Raw genomic sequence first — 14,972 nt, forward strand, 5'->3', positions numbered from 1 at the left:
ATGCCGATCAACGTGCTGATGCCCGCGCTCTCCCCGACCATGGAGAAGGGCAACCTCGCCAAGTGGCTCAAGAAGGAGGGCGACGCGATCAAGTCCGGCGACGTGCTGGCGGAGATCGAGACCGACAAGGCCACCATGGAGGTGGAGGCCATCGACGAGGGCGTCCTCGCCAAGATCCTGGTGCCCGAGGGCACCGCGGACGTGCCGGTCAACGACCTGATCGCCATCATCGCCGCCGAGGGCGAGGACCCGTCGAGTGTGCAGGCCGGCGGCGCGCCGAAGGCGGCCTCGAACGGCGAGGCCAAGGCCGAATCCAAGCCCGAACCCGCGGCCGGGGCTTCGGCGGCCGACCAGAACACCACGCCCGGCGGCGGCCACATGTCGTACGAGCGGGTGAACGCCGCGCCGGAGGGCGCGCAGCCGAGCGGGACTCCGCAGGGTGGCGCGCAGGCCGGCTCCGGCGGCCGGGTCTTCGCTTCGCCGCTCGCCCGGCGGATCGCCAAGCAGGAGGGCGTGGATCTCGGCGCCGTCCAGGGCAGCGGGCCGCATGGCCGCATCATCGCCCGCGACGTCCAGGCCGCGAAAACCTCCGGCGCCACCAAGGCGCCCGCCGCCGCGCAGCAAGCCGCCGAGGCGCCGAAGGCGGCGCCCCCCGCCCCGAAGGCCGCCCCCGCGGGCGGCGCGCCGGCCGGGCTCACGACCGATCAGGTCAAGGGCTTCTTCGCCAAGGATGCCTACGAGGAAGCTCCCCTCGACGGCATGCGCAAGACCATCGCCAAGCGCCTCACCGAGGCGATGCAGGTCGCCCCGCACTTCTACCTGACGGTGGATTGCGAGCTCGACGCGCTGATGAAGCTGCGCGAGACGCTCAACGGCTCCGCCGGCAAGGACAAGGACGGCAAGCCCGCCTTCAAGCTCTCGGTGAACGACTTCGTCATCAAGGCGATGGGCCTCGCGCTGACCCGCGTGCCGGCCGCCAATGCGGTCTGGGCCGAGGACCGGATCCTGCGCTTCAAGCACGCCGAGGTCGGCGTCGCGGTGGCGATCGACGGCGGTCTGTTCACCCCGGTGATCCGCCGGGCGGACGAGAAGACGCTCTCGACGATCTCCAACGAGATGAAGGACTTCGCCGCCCGGGCGCGTGCCAAGAAGCTGAAGCCTGAGGAGTATCAGGGCGGCGTCACCTCGGTGTCGAACCTCGGCATGTTCGGGATCAAGCATTTCACCGCGGTGATCAACCCGCCGCAATCGAGCATCCTGGCGGTGGGCGCGGGCGAGAAGCGCGTCGTCGTGAAGGACGGAGCGCCGGCCGTGGTCCAGGTGATGACCTGCACCCTCTCGTGCGACCACCGGGTGCTCGACGGGGCGCTCGGCGCGGAGCTGATCTCGGCCTTCAAGGGGCTGATCGAGAACCCGATGGGCATGCTGGTGTGAGGCGGGCACGCTCCTCCCCCTTGTGGGGAGGAGTTGGAGGTGGGGGTGGTTCAGGATCGAGCGGTGCGGTGCCTTCTGCACCACCCCCACCCATGACCCCTCGCCACAAGGGGGAGGGGAGAGCGCGTTCTGGAATGTCGAGGTGGGGAAGGTGGCAGGCATCGGTCAGAACACGCAATCCTCCTGCGATGAGCCGTACTCCATGCTCACGATGAGCATGCGCCCATCAGCCACGTTCGCTTGACCTGCCGCCCGATGCCCTGGAACCAGCAGCCCCGGAGAGCAGCCTCGCCCAGAGCGGCCGCGAACGCGAAGACGCTGCGGCGCTCGCACACCGAGGCAGAGAAGCGGCTCTGGTGGCACCTGCGTCACCACCTGCCGGTGGACGGCTCGCATTTCCGGAGGCAGGTCGCCCTCGGCCCCTACGTGGCGGATTTCTGCTGCCTGACGGCCCGGCTCATCGTCGAGGTCGACGGTGAGCAGCACGGCTTCGAGGCCAGCACGGCCTACGATGCCCGCCGGGATACCTATCTTGGCTCCGAAGGCTTCCGCGTCCTGCGTTTCCCGAACCGCATGGTCCTGCGGGAGATCGACACCGTCCTCGACACGATCCACGCGGCGCTCGCCGCATCCGAAGCGCCTCTTCCGGATTCAGCCGGCCAGGCGGAGCCACCCCCACCCCCAGCTCCCTCCCCGCAAGGGAGAGGGGCGTTCGCGGAGCGGTAAATGTCCGACACCTACGACGTCCTCATCATCGGCGCCGGGCCCGGCGGCTACGTCACGGCGATCCGCGCGGCGCAGCTCGGGTTCAAGACCGCCGTGGTCGACCGCGAGCACCTGGGCGGCATCTGCCTGAACTGGGGCTGCATCCCCACCAAGGCGCTGCTCCGCTCCGCCGAGATCTTCCACTACTTCCAGCACCCCGGCGATTACGGGCTGACGGCCGACAAGGTCGGGTTCGACACGGCCGCCATCGTGAAGCGCTCCCGCGGCGTCTCGGCCCGGCTCAACGGCGGCGTCGGCATGCTGCTCAAGAAGAACAAGGTCGACGTGATCTGGGGCGAGGCCGCGGTCGACAGCGTCGCGAAGGGCAACCAGCCCGGCCAGGTCACCGTGAAGGAGTCCAAGCGCGCCGAGCCGCCGAAGGGCGCCAAGGGCGCGGGCACCTACCAGGCCAAGCACATCATCGTGGCGACCGGCGCGCGCCCCCGGGCGATCCCCGGGATCGAGCCCGACAAGAAGCTGATCTGGACCTACTACGAGGCCATGGTCCCCGAGACGATGCCCAAGAGCCTGCTGGTGATGGGCTCGGGCGCCATCGGCATCGAGTTCGCCTCGTTCTACCGCACCATGGGCGCCGAGGTGACCGTGGTGGAGCTGCTGCCGCAGATCCTGCCCGTGGAGGATGCCGAGATCGCAGGCCTCGCCCGCAAGCGCTTCGAGAAGCAGGGCATCAAGATCCTCACCGGCGCCAAGGTCACGAAGGTCGAGAAGGGCGCGAACTCCATCACGGCGACCATCGAGGGCGGCGACGGCAAGACCCAGCAGATCACGGCCGAGAAGCTGATCTCGGCGGTGGGCGTCGTCGGCAACATCGAGAATATCGGGCTGGAGAAGCTCGGGGTGAAGATCGACCGCGGCATCGTGGTGACCGACGGGCTCGGCCGCACCAACGTGCCCGGCCTCTACGCGATCGGCGACGTCGCCGGCCCGCCAATGCTCGCCCACAAGGCCGAGCACGAGGGCGTCATCTGCATCGAGACCATCAAGGGCCTGCACACCCACCCGATGGACAAGGCCAAGATCCCGGGCTGCACCTACTGCCAGCCGCAGATCGCCAGCGTCGGGCTGACCGAGGCGAAAGCCAAGGAGCAGGGCTTTGCCGTGAAGGTCGGCCGCTTCCCCTTCGCGGGCAACGGCAAGGCGATCGCGCTGGGCGAGCCGGACGGGCTGATCAAGACCGTGTTCGACGCCAAGACCGGCCAGCTGCTCGGCGCCCACATGGTCGGCGCCGAGGTGACCGAGCTGATCCAGGGCTACGTGGTGGCGATGAACCTGGAGAGCACCGAGGAAGAGCTGATGCACACGGTGTTCCCGCACCCGACCCTCAGCGAGATGATGCACGAGAGCGTGTTGGATGCGTATGGGAAGGTGATCCATACGTAGTCGGGATCTGTGCGTCTGCGGCCGTACCCGGCCGCAGCGCCGTCCTCAGCCAGCGACAGCTTCTACCGGCTCCGCCTGCTCCGGTGACGGCACGTAGGCACACCATTCGCAGATGCCCTGCTCGGCGCCTCGCTGCGCATTGCGCTGCGAGCAGAGCGGGCAGACGAGCAGGATCAGCCGCGTACCAGACCTCAGTGCCAGCCCGCGGCCCCGGAACGTGACTGCGGTTGCCCCGTCGTCCGAAGGCCGCTCGCGGGCCCAGGCGCTCACGAGACTCTCTCGCAGGCTGACGGGCCAAACGAAATCCTGTCCCCGACTTCCGTCGACATGGTGACGCCCCCCAGCGTTCCGGCCAAGCTGGCCCTGCCGAGATAAGCCGTGAGCCGGCGAATGGCTCCGCTTCCGGCTGTGCATGAGCCTGGGATGCGCGCGGGCCCAATCGCCCGTATGAGTCGCGCTCACGCACAGCGGGAACGAGGCGGGATCCGATGCAGGGCGAACACGGCGCGGCGGCCACCGGCCTGCCCACCTATGCCGACGTGGCGCGCGCGGCCGAGCGCATCGCGGGGGCCGCGCATCGCACGCCGGTGCTCACCTCCCGCACCGCCGACGCGATGACCGGCGCAAAGCTGTTCTTCAAGGCCGAGAACCTGCAGCGGGCCGGGGCCTTCAAGTTCCGCGGGGCCTACAACGCCATCAGCGCGCTGCCGGAGGCGGAGCGCGCCCGCGGGGTGATCACCTTCTCGTCGGGCAACCACGCCCAGGCGGTCGCCCTGGCCTGCCGCCTGCTCGGCGCCCCGGCCACGATCATCATGCCGGAGGATGCGCCGGCGGCGAAGATCGATGGCACCCGCGGCTACGGCGCCGAGGTGATCCTGTACGACCGCTACAGCCAGGACCGCGAGGCGCTCGGCCGGTCGATCGCGGGGCCCCGCGGCCTGACGCTGATCCCGCCCTTCAACCACCCCGACGTCATCGCCGGGCAGGGGACCCTGGCACAGGAGCTGATCGAGACCGTGGGCGAGCTCGACGTGCTGGTGGCCTGCCTCGGCGGCGGCGGCCAGCTCGCGGGCTGCGCCCTCGCCGCCGCGGACCTGTCCCCGGGCTGCCGGGTGATCGGCGTCGAGCCGGAGGCCGGCAACGACGGGCAGCGCTCGTTCCGGGAGGGACAGGTGGTGACGATCCCGGTGCCCCGCACCATCGCCGACGGCGCGCAGTCGACGGCGCTGGGCGACCTCACCTTCGCGATCATCCGCCGGCACGTCGCCGACATCGTCACGGTCTCGGACGCCCAGCTCGTCGAGACGATGCGGTTCTTCGCGAGCCGGATGAAGATCGTGGTCGAGCCGACCGGCTGCCTCGCGGCGGCGGCGGTGCTCAACGGGCTGGTGGATGTCCGGGGCAAGCGGGTCGGGGTGGTGATCAGCGGCGGCAACGTCGATCTCGCGACCTTCGCGCAGCTCACCGCCGGGGCCGCCTGAGGCGCGTCGCGTCGGCACGCGACAGCCGCGCATCGTCCGGGATGAGGCGCAAGTCCCCTCTCCCGTGAGAGCTTCGGGTATGACAGGCGCGCGCGGCCGATCCCCCAAAGTCATTCCGGGGCTGCGCAGCGGAGCCCGGAATCCAGATCCGCTGTCGAAGCAAGATCTGGGCGCGTCGGCGTGTCTGGATTGCCCGCCTCCGGCGTGCCCCTGCGGGTCCGGGCTCGCCTGCGGCGCCCCGGAATTGTCTGTTGCACGGGTGCTAGTGTGGGGCTGTTCCGCGCGAGCGGGATGCCTGGTCCGGGTGGCCGCCCGGACCAGGCGCGCGGCGCCGGCCGTCCCGGAATAGGGCTGATACGCCCGTCGTCATCCTGGTCGACGCTGCGCTTCCCTTGCCACGCTTGATGAGTTGCCTGGGCCCCTCTGCCAGCCGGCATGACGCCCGCAGACAATCGCAAGCCGCACCAGGATAGCCCCCATGGCCGAGCCCGTCACCCCGCCCACCCCGACCCGCTTCATCGGCTGCGATGTCGGCAAAACCCTCATCGTCGTCTGCGATAGCCGCGACGGCAGCACCCGCACCCTGGCCAACACACCCGAAGCCCTCGCCGGCTTCGCCGCCCGCCTGGACACCACCTGCCTCGTCGTCTGCGAGGCCACCGGTGGCTTCGAGGACGCGCTCCTGGCCGCCCTGCTGGCCGCCGGATGCCCCGCTCACCGCGCCGACGCGCGCAAGGTCAAAGCCTTCATCCGCTCGTTCGGGACCCTGGGCAAAAGCGACAGCCTCGATGCCCGGGCGCTGGCCCGCTACGCACAGGAGCGCCACGCCCGCCTCGCCCGCTGGCAGGCCCCCGACCCGCGACGCGAGCGCCTGCAGACCCTGGTGCTCACCCGCGCCGATCTCATCGCCCAGCGGACCGCCTGCACCAACCGGCTGGCCGCCCCCGGCGCCGAGCCGGTCCGCGCCTGCCTGGACGCCCTGCGCGCCTGTCTGGTCGCCCAGATCCAGGCGCTCGAGGCCGCCATCGCCGAACTCGTGGCCGGCACCACTGATCTGAGGCGCGCCGAGCGCGTCCTGCGCGCCATCCCGGGCATCGGCGCCACAACCGCGGCCGCTCTCATCGCCCTCATGCCCGAACTCGGCCGCATCGACCGCCGCCAAGCCGCAGCCCTGGCCGGCGTCGCCCCCCATCCCAACCAGAGCGGCGCCGCCGACGCCTACCGACGCACCCGCGGCGGACGACCCGAGGTCAAGCGGACCCTGTTCCTGGCCGCCCTCACCGCAAGCCGCTACAATCCCGCCCTCAAGGACGCCTACCAGCGCCTGCGCGCCGCCGGAAAGAAGCCCCTCGTCGCCATCACAGCCCTCATGCGACGCCTCATCGTCATCGCAAACGCACGCCTGCGCGACGCCTACGCACACCCACAAAACTCAGCCGCCAACTGAGTTGATGACGGCGCAGACTCGTCATCCGGAGCGTCCACACGCTGGAGAAATGACTTGTCCCATGCGCGTAGACCTAAGCCCGTGCGGGAAAGGGGCGCGCAGACGCCGAATGCCGGGCCGGTGTGACCCGGGCGCGGTGGACCGGCCTCAACCCAATGCTTATCTTGTGAGCGTCAGAATGCGCGTCCCCGGGCCTTGAACCCGGTTGGGCGGGAGGGTGACGATGTCGACTGGGTTCAAGGTTCTCTCGCTGACCGATCGGGCCGCCGATCGGATCAAGGCGATCATGGCGGAGGCCGACCGGCCGATCGCCGGGCTCCGTGTCGGCGTCCGCAACGGCGGCTGCGCCGGCATGTCCTACACGATGGAATATGCCGAGGCGGTCAAGCCCGGTGAGGACGTGGTCGAGGATCGCGGCGTGCGCGTCTTCGTCGACCCGAAGGCGGTGCTGTTCCTGCTCGGCACCGAAATGGATTTCACGACCAACAAGCTGGCATCGCAATTCGTCTTCAACAATCCGAACCAGACTTCGGCTTGCGGCTGCGGCGAGTCGGTGGCGATCACACCGGTCTCGGCCGACCAGGTGCCGGCCCGGGCCTGAGGGCCCGCCGTTCAGGCCACCTGGGACAGCGCCTCGGCCGTGTCGTCCACGGCCCGGTTGCGCCCGCCACGCTTGGCGGCGAACATGCAGAGATCGGCCCGCTCCATCAGCGAGGCCGGCGTGTCGCCCTGGCGGTACACCGCGATTCCCAGCGACACGGTGACCTTGCCGAGCGACTCGCCGGTCGAGCGCTTGACCAGTTCGCGCCCCATCACGCTGGTGCGGACGGTCTCGGCCACCTGACGCGCCGCGGCGCGGTCCGTCCCCGGCAGCACGATACCGAATTCCTCGCCGCCGAACCGGGCGAGATGCGCGTCCCTGCCGGCATTCTCCCGCATCACGATGGCCACGAGCCGCAAGACCTGATCGCCCGTGAGATGGCCATACAGGTCGTTGAAGCGCTTGAAGAAGTCGATATCGAGGATGATCAGGCTCATCGGGACGGCGCGCCCGCGGGCGGCCTCCAGGGTCGCCTTCAGGGTCTCCTCGAAATGCTTGCGGTTCGACAGGCCGGTCAGCGCGTCGGTGAGGCTCTCCAACCGGGTCGCCTCGAGCTTCTCGCGTAGGGTCTCGATCTCGCTGCGGGTCTCGCGCATGCGCGCCTCGAGAACCCGGTTGTTGACCGCCACCTCGCGGGTCGTGGACACCAGCGTCGAGACGATCTCGCCGAGCCGGGCCCGGTTGGGCAGGCCCTGCGCGAGATCCTGCGCCAGGCCGCGCAAGGATTCGCCGTACTGGGCCGTGGACCCGAGCGATAGGTCGAGGATCTCGGTGATGGCGGCGATCTCGCTCAGCACGACGCGGCTGATCTCGCCAGTGGCGCTCGCCAGGCGGCGCCCGTCCAAATAGCTCTCGTGCAGATCGTCGATGTCGGTCTCGGTGAGGCAGCCGTTCTGCGCGGTGAGCCGCTTCACCGCGTCACTCAGCAGCGGAAGCTCCCCCGACACGTAGGCGTACCAGACCGCGTAGGCGCGCGGCGTCGCGGAGGGGCCGTAATCGCGGATCAGGTCGTGAGTCCGCTTCGCCAGGGCGAAGCTCCGGTCCCGATCCGAATAGGTCTCCTGGCTCATCCGTGTCCTGCCGCCTCGGACGGCCGATGCTCCGATGCATCGCCGCCCAAGACTGGTCTAAGACAGCTTGGTAGCTGGACAGTTAAGCCCGAAAAGAATCCTGTTACTTGTCCTTCTTCGCCAGGACTGGTCGAAGAAGAAAAGCCGGAACATGCGAACCCAATCCGATCGGCGTCTCGCCCTCGGACTCGTTCCGGCGTCCGCGCTCCTCGCGCACGGCTTCACGGCGCAGCTCGGGCCGCGGTGTCTCGGCGCGCGGAGCGGCCACGGCGCCGCGTCCGCCGCGGGCCTTGGGCTTGTCCGCAGCCTCGCCGACGCTCCGCCCTCCGGCCTTGGCCGTGCGCCCGCCGCGGCGGCTGTCGGCCGAACGGCCGCGGTGGCGCGTGCCGGTATCGGAGGCGGTCTCAGCCACCGTCGACAGGTCGCCATCGAACCAGGGGATCGGCTGACCGATCAGCGCCTCGATCGCCCCGAGCGAGCGAGCATCTTCCGGGGACACGAGGGTGTAGGCCGTGCCGGCGCGGCCGGCGCGGCCGGTGCGGCCGATCCGGTGGACGTAATCCTCCGGATGGTGCGGCACGTCGAAGTTGAAGACGTGGCTGACCGCCGGGATGTCGAGGCCGCGGGCCGCGACGTCGCTGGCAACCAGCAGAGCGGTTTCACCGTTGCGGAACGCGTCGAGGGCGGTGGTGCGCGCGCGCTGATCCATGTCGCCGTGCAGAGCGGCGGCGTCGAAGCCGTGGCTCACCAGGGATTTCTGGAGCAGGGCGACATCGCGCTTGCGATTGCAGAAGATGATCCCGTTGTTGAGCTCACCCTCGCCGCGGATCAGGTCCCGCAGGCGCTCGCGCTTGGCATGGCCCTCCGAGCCGGTGGCGACCAGGCGCTGGGTGATCGTGGTCGCGGTGGAGGCGGGCCGGGCGACCTCGACCCGCTGCGGATTGTGCAGGAACATGTCGGCCAGCCGCTCGATCTCCGGCGGCATGGTCGCGGAGAAGAACAGCGTCTGCCGGGTGAACGGCACCATCTTCACGATGCGCTCGATATCCGGGATGAACCCCATGTCGAGCATGCGGTCCGCCTCGTCGATCACCAGAAGCTCGACGCCGGTGAGCAGCAGCTTGCCGCGCTCGAAATGGTCGAGGAGGCGGCCCGGCGTCGCGATCAGCACGTCGGTGCCGCGCATCAGCTTGGCATCCTGATCGGCGAAGGACACGCCGCCGATGATCAGCGCCACGTTGAGCTTGTGATTGGTACCGTAGCGGTCGAAGTTCTCGACCACCTGGGCGGCCAGTTCGCGCGTCGGCTCCAGGATCAGCGTGCGCGGCATCCGAGCCCGGGCGCGACCGTTCTCCAGAAGCGTCAGCATCGGCAGCGTGAAGGCTGCGGTCTTGCCGGTTCCGGTCTGCGCGATGCCGAGGACGTCGCGGCGCGCCAGCACATGGGGGATGGCTTCGGCCTGAATCGGCGTCGGCTCGGTGTAACCCGCCGTCTCGACGGCGTTCAGGACTTTCTCGCTCAGTCCCAGGTCGGAAAAAGGCATCTGCAATCAGGAACCGTTGCGCGCCCGGCCGGCGCGATGGACATCGTCGCGGCAACGGCTGGGTAAGGCACGCGCGGGACGCTCGGATGCTCCCGGGGCCGCGGGGCGCATGCTGTCTGTCAGTTAGGGCCTTGGCGCGGCTTGTCAATCTCGCAATGCGCACCAAGACGCCGCGGCGCACAAGCGATCAGGGCCTGAGGCGATCGGCGGCGGGCCTCTGGCAGGGGTCCAGGCGCGTGATCGCGCCGGTCGTCTCGGGGTCGGCGAGCACCTGACGTCCGTCGAGGGCGGCCCAGGCGGGGGCCGGGCTCAGTTGATTCACACGGGCCAGGTACGAGATGGCGGCGATTGCCAAGAGGCCGGCGAGCCCCGTGATCCGCAGCGCCCAGCCGAGCGGGCTCGGCGGCCGATCGTGTCTGGGCCGATCAGCCCCTGCGGGTGCCAAGTCGCCGCCGCCCGCTTCGACCCGAGTCCGACGCCTGCCGAACGGCTTCGCGGCCCGCGCGTCGCGGATGTACATGGCCAAACCCTCACCGGCCGATACGCCGGCCCCGGACCATCGGGCAACACGGTTAACCACCGCCTTACACCGAAGCGTCCGTTGCTCGGCAGATGTGCCGAAATAAAACGCCAGCCCGACGGCTTCCCTCCGCAGCGGCGGACAATGTCGAACCCGGCGCCTGCGATCGGGCGCGCATCCGGTCCACAAGTTTCGCACAATCGTCTGGGCCTTTTCGTCGGTCTATGCGGCCAGTGGCGAGACGAAAGGCGCCAGTGCTGCGGGATACGGGGCGTTAGTCTTCATCTTTCGTTGACGCGATCAAGCTAGTCTGAGGATGCTTGTTGCAGGAAAGCGACAGACACGCCATCCCAGAGCGCCTCGCAGGCCGCCGGCTCAAGCCAAACCAGGACCTACGACACCATGAAGAAGCTCCTCCTAGCATCCACCGTGCTGGCCGGCATGACGGCTGCCGCGTCCGCGGCCGATCTGCCGCGTCGCGCCGCGCCGCCGCCGGTGTTCACGCCGGTGCCGGTCTTCACCTGGACCGGCTTCTACGTCGGTGTGAACGCCGGCTACGGCTTCGACGCCTCTAGCCGCAACACCACCAACTACGCGCTGCCGGCCGGCTCGCTGATCAACTCGCCCGGCACGAACGGCGTCGTCAGCGTCAACAACCGCAGCAACAACGACGGTTTCTCGGGTGGCGCCCAGATCGGCTACAACTATCAGTTCACGCCGGGCTCGGGTGTCGTGATCGGCTTCGAAGCTGACGCCCAGTATGTCGACTTCGCCCGCCGCGCCAATGCCACCCAGAACTACGCCTTTGGCGGCACCAGCACCGGCATCGCGTTCCTCCCGCCGCGCGCCTTCGTCGCCACCAGCGGCAACGGCCTCGACTACTTCGGCACCGTGCGCGGCCGTCTCGGCTACGCCTTCGACCGGACCCTCGTGTACGGCACCGGCGGCTTCGCCTACGGCTCGGGCCAGGACGATCAGAACTTCTCCGGCAACCGCTTCCGCGACAGCTTCCGCACCGGCTACGCGGTCGGCGGCGGCATCGAGTACGCCCTGCCCACCGACTCGTTCCTGAACTTCTTCCGCTCGTCCGCCGTGACGCTGAAGGTCGAAGGCCTGTACGTGAACCTCGACCGCCAGAAGAACACCGCCGGCGGCGTGTTCTACGGCAACCTGCTGGCCCCGAACGGCACCGCCTACCTCAACGGCGCGGCCGCCAACACGGAGTTCGCCGTCGTCCGCGCCGGTCTGAACTACAAGTTCGGCTCGTACTAAGATCACGGTGCGGAGCCGGCACGACCGGCTCCGCGCAACGGAAGGGAAGGGCTCGGCCGCAAGGCCGGGCCCTTTCGCGTTTCGGGCGGCCCACCTGGCGGCCCCGGTGCGACAGGGACGGCCGGAACCGCGCGGGCCGCCCGCGATTGAGACGGCGGCGCCCCCGGGCAACCAGCGACGGGACCCCGTGACGGAACTGGGCGCACCGGAGCGATCAGCCATGCGAAGCCCAATCCTTCTCCTGTCGCTCGCCGTCCTCGCTCTGGCGGGCACATCTGCGGCCGCGCAGGACGCCACCGTGATCGGCAAGAATACGGTCCTGCCGGGCACGGGGCCGGGCACCTCGACGGACGGTGAGGGCGTCGGGCGGCTGACGGAGGCGGCGAGCGCCGACGACGCCGCCAAGCGTCGGGGGCTCAAGCCCGCCGTCTTCCTGAGCACCAAGATGATCGGCGTGGCCGTGCGCAACGCCGCGGGCGACAGCGTCGGCAAGATCGAAGACCTGCTGATCACCGACGGCGGCCTGCTCCGGGCGGTGGTGATCGATGTCGGCGGCTTCCTCGGGCTGGGCAGCAAGCTGATCGCGGTGGAGCCGGGCGCCCTTGTGCTGCGGCCCGGCGGCGACCGGTATGCGGCGGTCCTCAACATGAGCAAGGACACGGTGGCGGCCGCCCAGCCCTTCGACCCCGCGAAGGTGATTCCGGCGCCCCGATAAGCCACGACCGAAGTCCGTGACCCATCGACCGACGCGGCCAAGCCGCGTCGGTGCGACAGCGTCAGATGTCGAGGTCGGCGCCCTCGGCGAAGGCCGCGCGCTCGCTGATGAAGGCGAAGCGCGCCTCGGGCTTGTTGCCCATCAGGCGCTCGACCGTATCGCCGGTCGATTCCCGGGCCTCGTCCAGGACCGCGACGCGCAGCAGCGTGCGCTTCTTCGGGTCCATGGTGGTCTCCTTGAGCTGCGCCGGCATCATCTCGCCGAGGCCCTTGAACCGCCCGATCTCGACCTTGCCGCCCTTGAACACCGTCTTGACGATCCGCTCGCGATCCGCGTCGTCCCGGGCATACGCGACCTTCGAGCCCTGCTGCAGCCGGTAGAGCGGCGGGATCGCGAGGTAGAGGTGACCGCGGTCGATCAGCCTCGGCATCTGGCGGTAGAAGAAGGTGATCAGCAGCGAGGCGATGTGGGCGCCGTCGACGTCGGCGTCCGTCATGATGATCACCTTGTCGTAGCGGAGATCCGTCTCGCGGAAGGCCGCGCCGGTGCCGCAGCCGAGCGCCAGGGTGAGATCCGAGATCAGCTGGTTGGCGCCGAGCTTGTCGCGCGAGGCCGAGGCGACGTTCAGGATCTTGCCGCGGAGCGGCAGGATCGCCTGGGTCGCCCGGTCCCGAGCCTGCTTGGCCGAGCCGCCGGCGGAATCACCCTCGACGATGAAGATCTCCGAGCCCGCGGTGCCGGCCGCCGAGCAATCGGCGAGCTTGCCGGGCAGGCGCAGCTTGCGGGTCGCGCTCTTGCGGGCGACCTCCTTCTCCTGGCGGCGGCGCAGGCGCTCCTCGGCCCGGTCGATCACCCAGTCGAGCACCTTGTTGGCCTGGGCCGGGGAGGCGGCGAGCCAATGGTCGAAGGCATCGCGCACCGCCGTCTCGACGATGCGCTGGGCCTCCACGGTGGCGAGCTTGTCCTTGGTCTGGCCCTGGAACTCCGGCTCGCGGATGAACACCGAGAGCATCGACGCGCAGGTCGCCATGACGTCGTCGGTGGTCACCGCCGTCATGCGCTTGGCCTGGTTCACCCGCTCGGCGTGCTCGCGCAGGCCGCGGAGCAGGGCGACGCGCAGACCGGCCTCGTGGGTGCCGCCCTCGGGCGTCGGGATGGTGTTGCAGTAGGAGTGCGAGAACCCGTCCTCGGCGACCATCCAGGCCACCGCCCATTCGAGCGACCCGTGCGAGCCCGGCTTGGTGATCTTGCCGGAGAACATCGCGTCGGTGACGAGCTCCTTGCCGTCGATGTCCCGGGCGAGATAGTCGCGCAACCCGTCGGGGAAACGATGCACGGCTTCCGCAGGCACGTCCGCCAGCCCTTCGAGGAGGGCAGGGGCGCAGCGCCAGCGGATCTCGACGCCGCCGAACAGGTAGGCCTTCGAGCGCGCCATCTTGAACAGGCGGCGCGGGTCGAACTTCAGCGATCCGAAAATCTGGGCATCGGGATGGAAGCGGACCCGGGTGCCGCGGCGGTTCTGGACCCGGCCGACGAGCTCCAGCGCGCCCTGCGCATGACCGCGCGAGAAGGTCTGGCGGTAGAGGGTCTGGTTGCGCGCCACCTCGACCTCGAGCAGGTCGGAGAGCGCGTTCACCACCGAGATGCCGACGCCGTGCAGGCCGCCCGAGGTCTCGTAGACCTTCGAGTCGAACTTACCGCCGGCGTGCAGCGTGGTCATGATGACCTCGAGCGCCGACTTGCCGGGGAATTTCGGGTGCGGGTCGACCGGGATGCCGCGGCCGTTGTCGGTCACCACGAGGGCGCCGGATTCCTCCAGCTCGACCTCGATGAAGCTGGCATGGCCGGCGACCGCCTCGTCCATCGAGTTGTCGATCACCTCGGCGAAGAGGTGGTGCAGGGCCCGCTCGTCGGTGCCGCCGATATACATGCCGGGCCGGCGCCGGACCGGCTCCAGGCCTTCCAGCACCTCGATGTCGGAGGCGGTGTAGCCGCCCTCCGGCTCGGCGGCCGCGAGCGTCGCCACGGAGGCCGAGGCGTCCAGGCGCCGCCGCGGCTCGGGCGGCCGGGCGGCCGGGCCCTTGCCCGGCCCGAACAGGTCCCGCGCCGGATCGCTCACGCGCGGCCTCCGCGGGCGCGGCGCATCGGCCGGCTCGACTTCGCGCAGACGGGTCTTGGGTCGTGGAGCATGCGCCTTCATCCCCGCATGATAGCGGAACAAACCGTAAACATCAAAGCCGTTCGCCCTGCGGCGACGCGCGCGCATCATCGCATGCTGCGCTGCCGCGAGCGAGGGCCGGAACGGCGCCGATGCCTCGACCGGCAGGGCCGTCTGTCATCACGACGTTGCACAACAATGGGTTAAGGCTTTCTCGTGACCGCCCCGTCCGGCTTCCACAGCCTGCACCGGAACAGAACGGGACAATCGACGTTGATGGCGGAGATAATCTTGACCGTGGTCAGGGAGCCGCAGTCCATGAGCGACGCCGCGATCGAGGCCCGCCGCCTCACGTTGATCCGCTTCGAGCACGCGGCCGGTGCTGCCTTCGGTTGCGATGACGACGCGGCCGGCGTGCCGCCCGCCCGCGCGCTGGTCAACGCCACCACGATCACCTTGGCGACCTTCGCGACCGCGGTCGCGGCGACGATCACCTACCTGGTCTGATCCCGATCGCTGACCGCAGCCCGCGGTGAGAGGGCGGCAACGCTGCCTCTGCCTCACC

The 14,972-nt window shown here is 69.7% G+C and carries 13 protein-coding genes; 9 read left to right on the top strand and 4 right to left on the bottom strand.

Going from position 1 to position 14,972, the window contains the following annotated elements; all coding sequences use genetic code 11:
- From AC3WSN_RS04210 to AC3WSN_RS04235, 6 genes are all read left to right on the top strand, one after another.
- Positions 1–1,434, top strand: a complete 1,434-nt coding sequence (locus AC3WSN_RS04210) for a pyruvate dehydrogenase complex dihydrolipoamide acetyltransferase (RefSeq protein WP_492536484.1) — start codon at positions 1–3, stop codon at positions 1,432–1,434.
- Positions 1,435–1,689: 255 nt separating this feature from the next.
- Positions 1,690–2,160, top strand: coding sequence for an endonuclease domain-containing protein (locus AC3WSN_RS04215; protein WP_492536486.1), 471 nt, complete (start codon positions 1,690–1,692; stop codon positions 2,158–2,160).
- Positions 2,161–3,600: a dihydrolipoyl dehydrogenase gene (lpdA, locus tag AC3WSN_RS04220; RefSeq protein ID WP_192711010.1), complete on the top strand. Its 1,440-nt coding sequence runs from the start codon at positions 2,161–2,163 to the stop codon at positions 3,598–3,600.
- 488 nt (positions 3,601–4,088) lie between these two features.
- Positions 4,089–5,081, top strand: coding sequence for a threo-3-hydroxy-L-aspartate ammonia-lyase (locus AC3WSN_RS04225; protein ID WP_492536488.1), 993 nt, complete (start codon positions 4,089–4,091; stop codon positions 5,079–5,081).
- A gap of 478 nt (positions 5,082–5,559) precedes the next feature.
- The gene (locus AC3WSN_RS04230; RefSeq protein ID WP_492536452.1) at positions 5,560–6,528 is read left to right on the top strand and encodes an IS110 family RNA-guided transposase; all 969 of its coding nucleotides are present in this window, start codon (positions 5,560–5,562) and stop codon (positions 6,526–6,528) included.
- Between the two features lie 223 nt (positions 6,529–6,751).
- Entirely contained in the window at positions 6,752–7,129 is a 378-nt protein-coding gene (locus tag AC3WSN_RS04235; RefSeq protein ID WP_192711012.1) for a HesB/IscA family protein, read from the top strand.
- 11 nt (positions 7,130–7,140) lie between these two features.
- On the opposite strand, the gene AC3WSN_RS04240 is transcribed toward AC3WSN_RS04235, so the two are convergent.
- From AC3WSN_RS04240 to AC3WSN_RS04250, 3 genes are all read right to left on the bottom strand, one after another.
- On the bottom strand, positions 7,141–8,199 hold the full coding sequence (locus AC3WSN_RS04240; protein ID WP_492536489.1) for a GGDEF domain-containing protein: 1,059 nt from the start codon (positions 8,197–8,199) through the stop codon (positions 7,141–7,143).
- Between the two features lie 103 nt (positions 8,200–8,302).
- Positions 8,303–9,742, bottom strand: coding sequence for a DEAD/DEAH box helicase (locus AC3WSN_RS04245; RefSeq protein ID WP_492536490.1), 1,440 nt, complete (start codon positions 9,740–9,742; stop codon positions 8,303–8,305).
- Between the two features lie 187 nt (positions 9,743–9,929).
- On the bottom strand, positions 9,930–10,262 hold the full coding sequence (locus AC3WSN_RS04250) for a hypothetical protein (protein WP_492536492.1): 333 nt from the start codon (positions 10,260–10,262) through the stop codon (positions 9,930–9,932).
- Between the two features lie 402 nt (positions 10,263–10,664).
- Here AC3WSN_RS04250 and AC3WSN_RS04255 point away from each other — a divergent pair, with 402 nt between their 5' ends.
- Both AC3WSN_RS04255 and AC3WSN_RS04260 read left to right on the top strand, forming a co-directional pair.
- Complete coding sequence (locus AC3WSN_RS04255; RefSeq protein WP_192711015.1) at positions 10,665–11,534, top strand: outer membrane protein; 870 nt, start codon at positions 10,665–10,667, stop codon at positions 11,532–11,534.
- Between the two features lie 220 nt (positions 11,535–11,754).
- Positions 11,755–12,249 carry a PRC-barrel domain-containing protein gene (locus AC3WSN_RS04260; RefSeq protein WP_492536494.1) on the top strand — a complete coding sequence of 165 codons (495 nt, stop codon included), beginning with the start codon at positions 11,755–11,757 and terminating at the stop codon, positions 12,247–12,249.
- A gap of 61 nt (positions 12,250–12,310) precedes the next feature.
- On the opposite strand, the gene parE is transcribed toward AC3WSN_RS04260, so the two are convergent.
- Positions 12,311–14,368 (bottom strand): DNA topoisomerase IV subunit B, encoded by a 2,058-nt coding sequence (gene parE / locus AC3WSN_RS04265; protein ID WP_492536496.1) that lies wholly within the window; start codon positions 14,366–14,368, stop codon positions 12,311–12,313.
- A gap of 357 nt (positions 14,369–14,725) precedes the next feature.
- Between parE and AC3WSN_RS04270 the strand changes: the two genes are divergently transcribed.
- Positions 14,726–14,914, top strand: coding sequence for a hypothetical protein (locus tag AC3WSN_RS04270; RefSeq protein ID WP_238198890.1), 189 nt, complete (start codon positions 14,726–14,728; stop codon positions 14,912–14,914).
- Positions 14,915–14,972 lie beyond the last annotated feature (58 nt).

It is taken from the genome of Methylobacterium sp. FW102-HT35C08 (assembly GCF_058790235.1).

Coding starts and splice junctions, on each gene's coding strand:
- AC3WSN_RS04210 (WP_492536484.1), top strand. CDS start 1: ATGCCGATCAACGTGCTGATGCCCGCGCTCTCCCCGACCATGGAGAAG.
- AC3WSN_RS04215 (WP_492536486.1), top strand. CDS start 1,690: ATGCCCTGGAACCAGCAGCCCCGGAGAGCAGCCTCGCCCAGAGCGGCC.
- lpdA (WP_192711010.1), top strand. CDS start 2,161: ATGTCCGACACCTACGACGTCCTCATCATCGGCGCCGGGCCCGGCGGC.
- AC3WSN_RS04225 (WP_492536488.1), top strand. CDS start 4,089: ATGCAGGGCGAACACGGCGCGGCGGCCACCGGCCTGCCCACCTATGCC.
- AC3WSN_RS04230 (WP_492536452.1), top strand. CDS start 5,560: ATGGCCGAGCCCGTCACCCCGCCCACCCCGACCCGCTTCATCGGCTGC.
- AC3WSN_RS04235 (WP_192711012.1), top strand. CDS start 6,752: ATGTCGACTGGGTTCAAGGTTCTCTCGCTGACCGATCGGGCCGCCGAT.
- AC3WSN_RS04240 (WP_492536489.1), bottom strand. CDS start 8,199: ATGAGCCAGGAGACCTATTCGGATCGGGACCGGAGCTTCGCCCTGGCG.
- AC3WSN_RS04245 (WP_492536490.1), bottom strand. CDS start 9,742: ATGCCTTTTTCCGACCTGGGACTGAGCGAGAAAGTCCTGAACGCCGTC.
- AC3WSN_RS04250 (WP_492536492.1), bottom strand. CDS start 10,262: ATGTACATCCGCGACGCGCGGGCCGCGAAGCCGTTCGGCAGGCGTCGG.
- AC3WSN_RS04255 (WP_192711015.1), top strand. CDS start 10,665: ATGAAGAAGCTCCTCCTAGCATCCACCGTGCTGGCCGGCATGACGGCT.
- AC3WSN_RS04260 (WP_492536494.1), top strand. CDS start 11,755: ATGCGAAGCCCAATCCTTCTCCTGTCGCTCGCCGTCCTCGCTCTGGCG.
- AC3WSN_RS04270 (WP_238198890.1), top strand. CDS start 14,726: ATGAGCGACGCCGCGATCGAGGCCCGCCGCCTCACGTTGATCCGCTTC.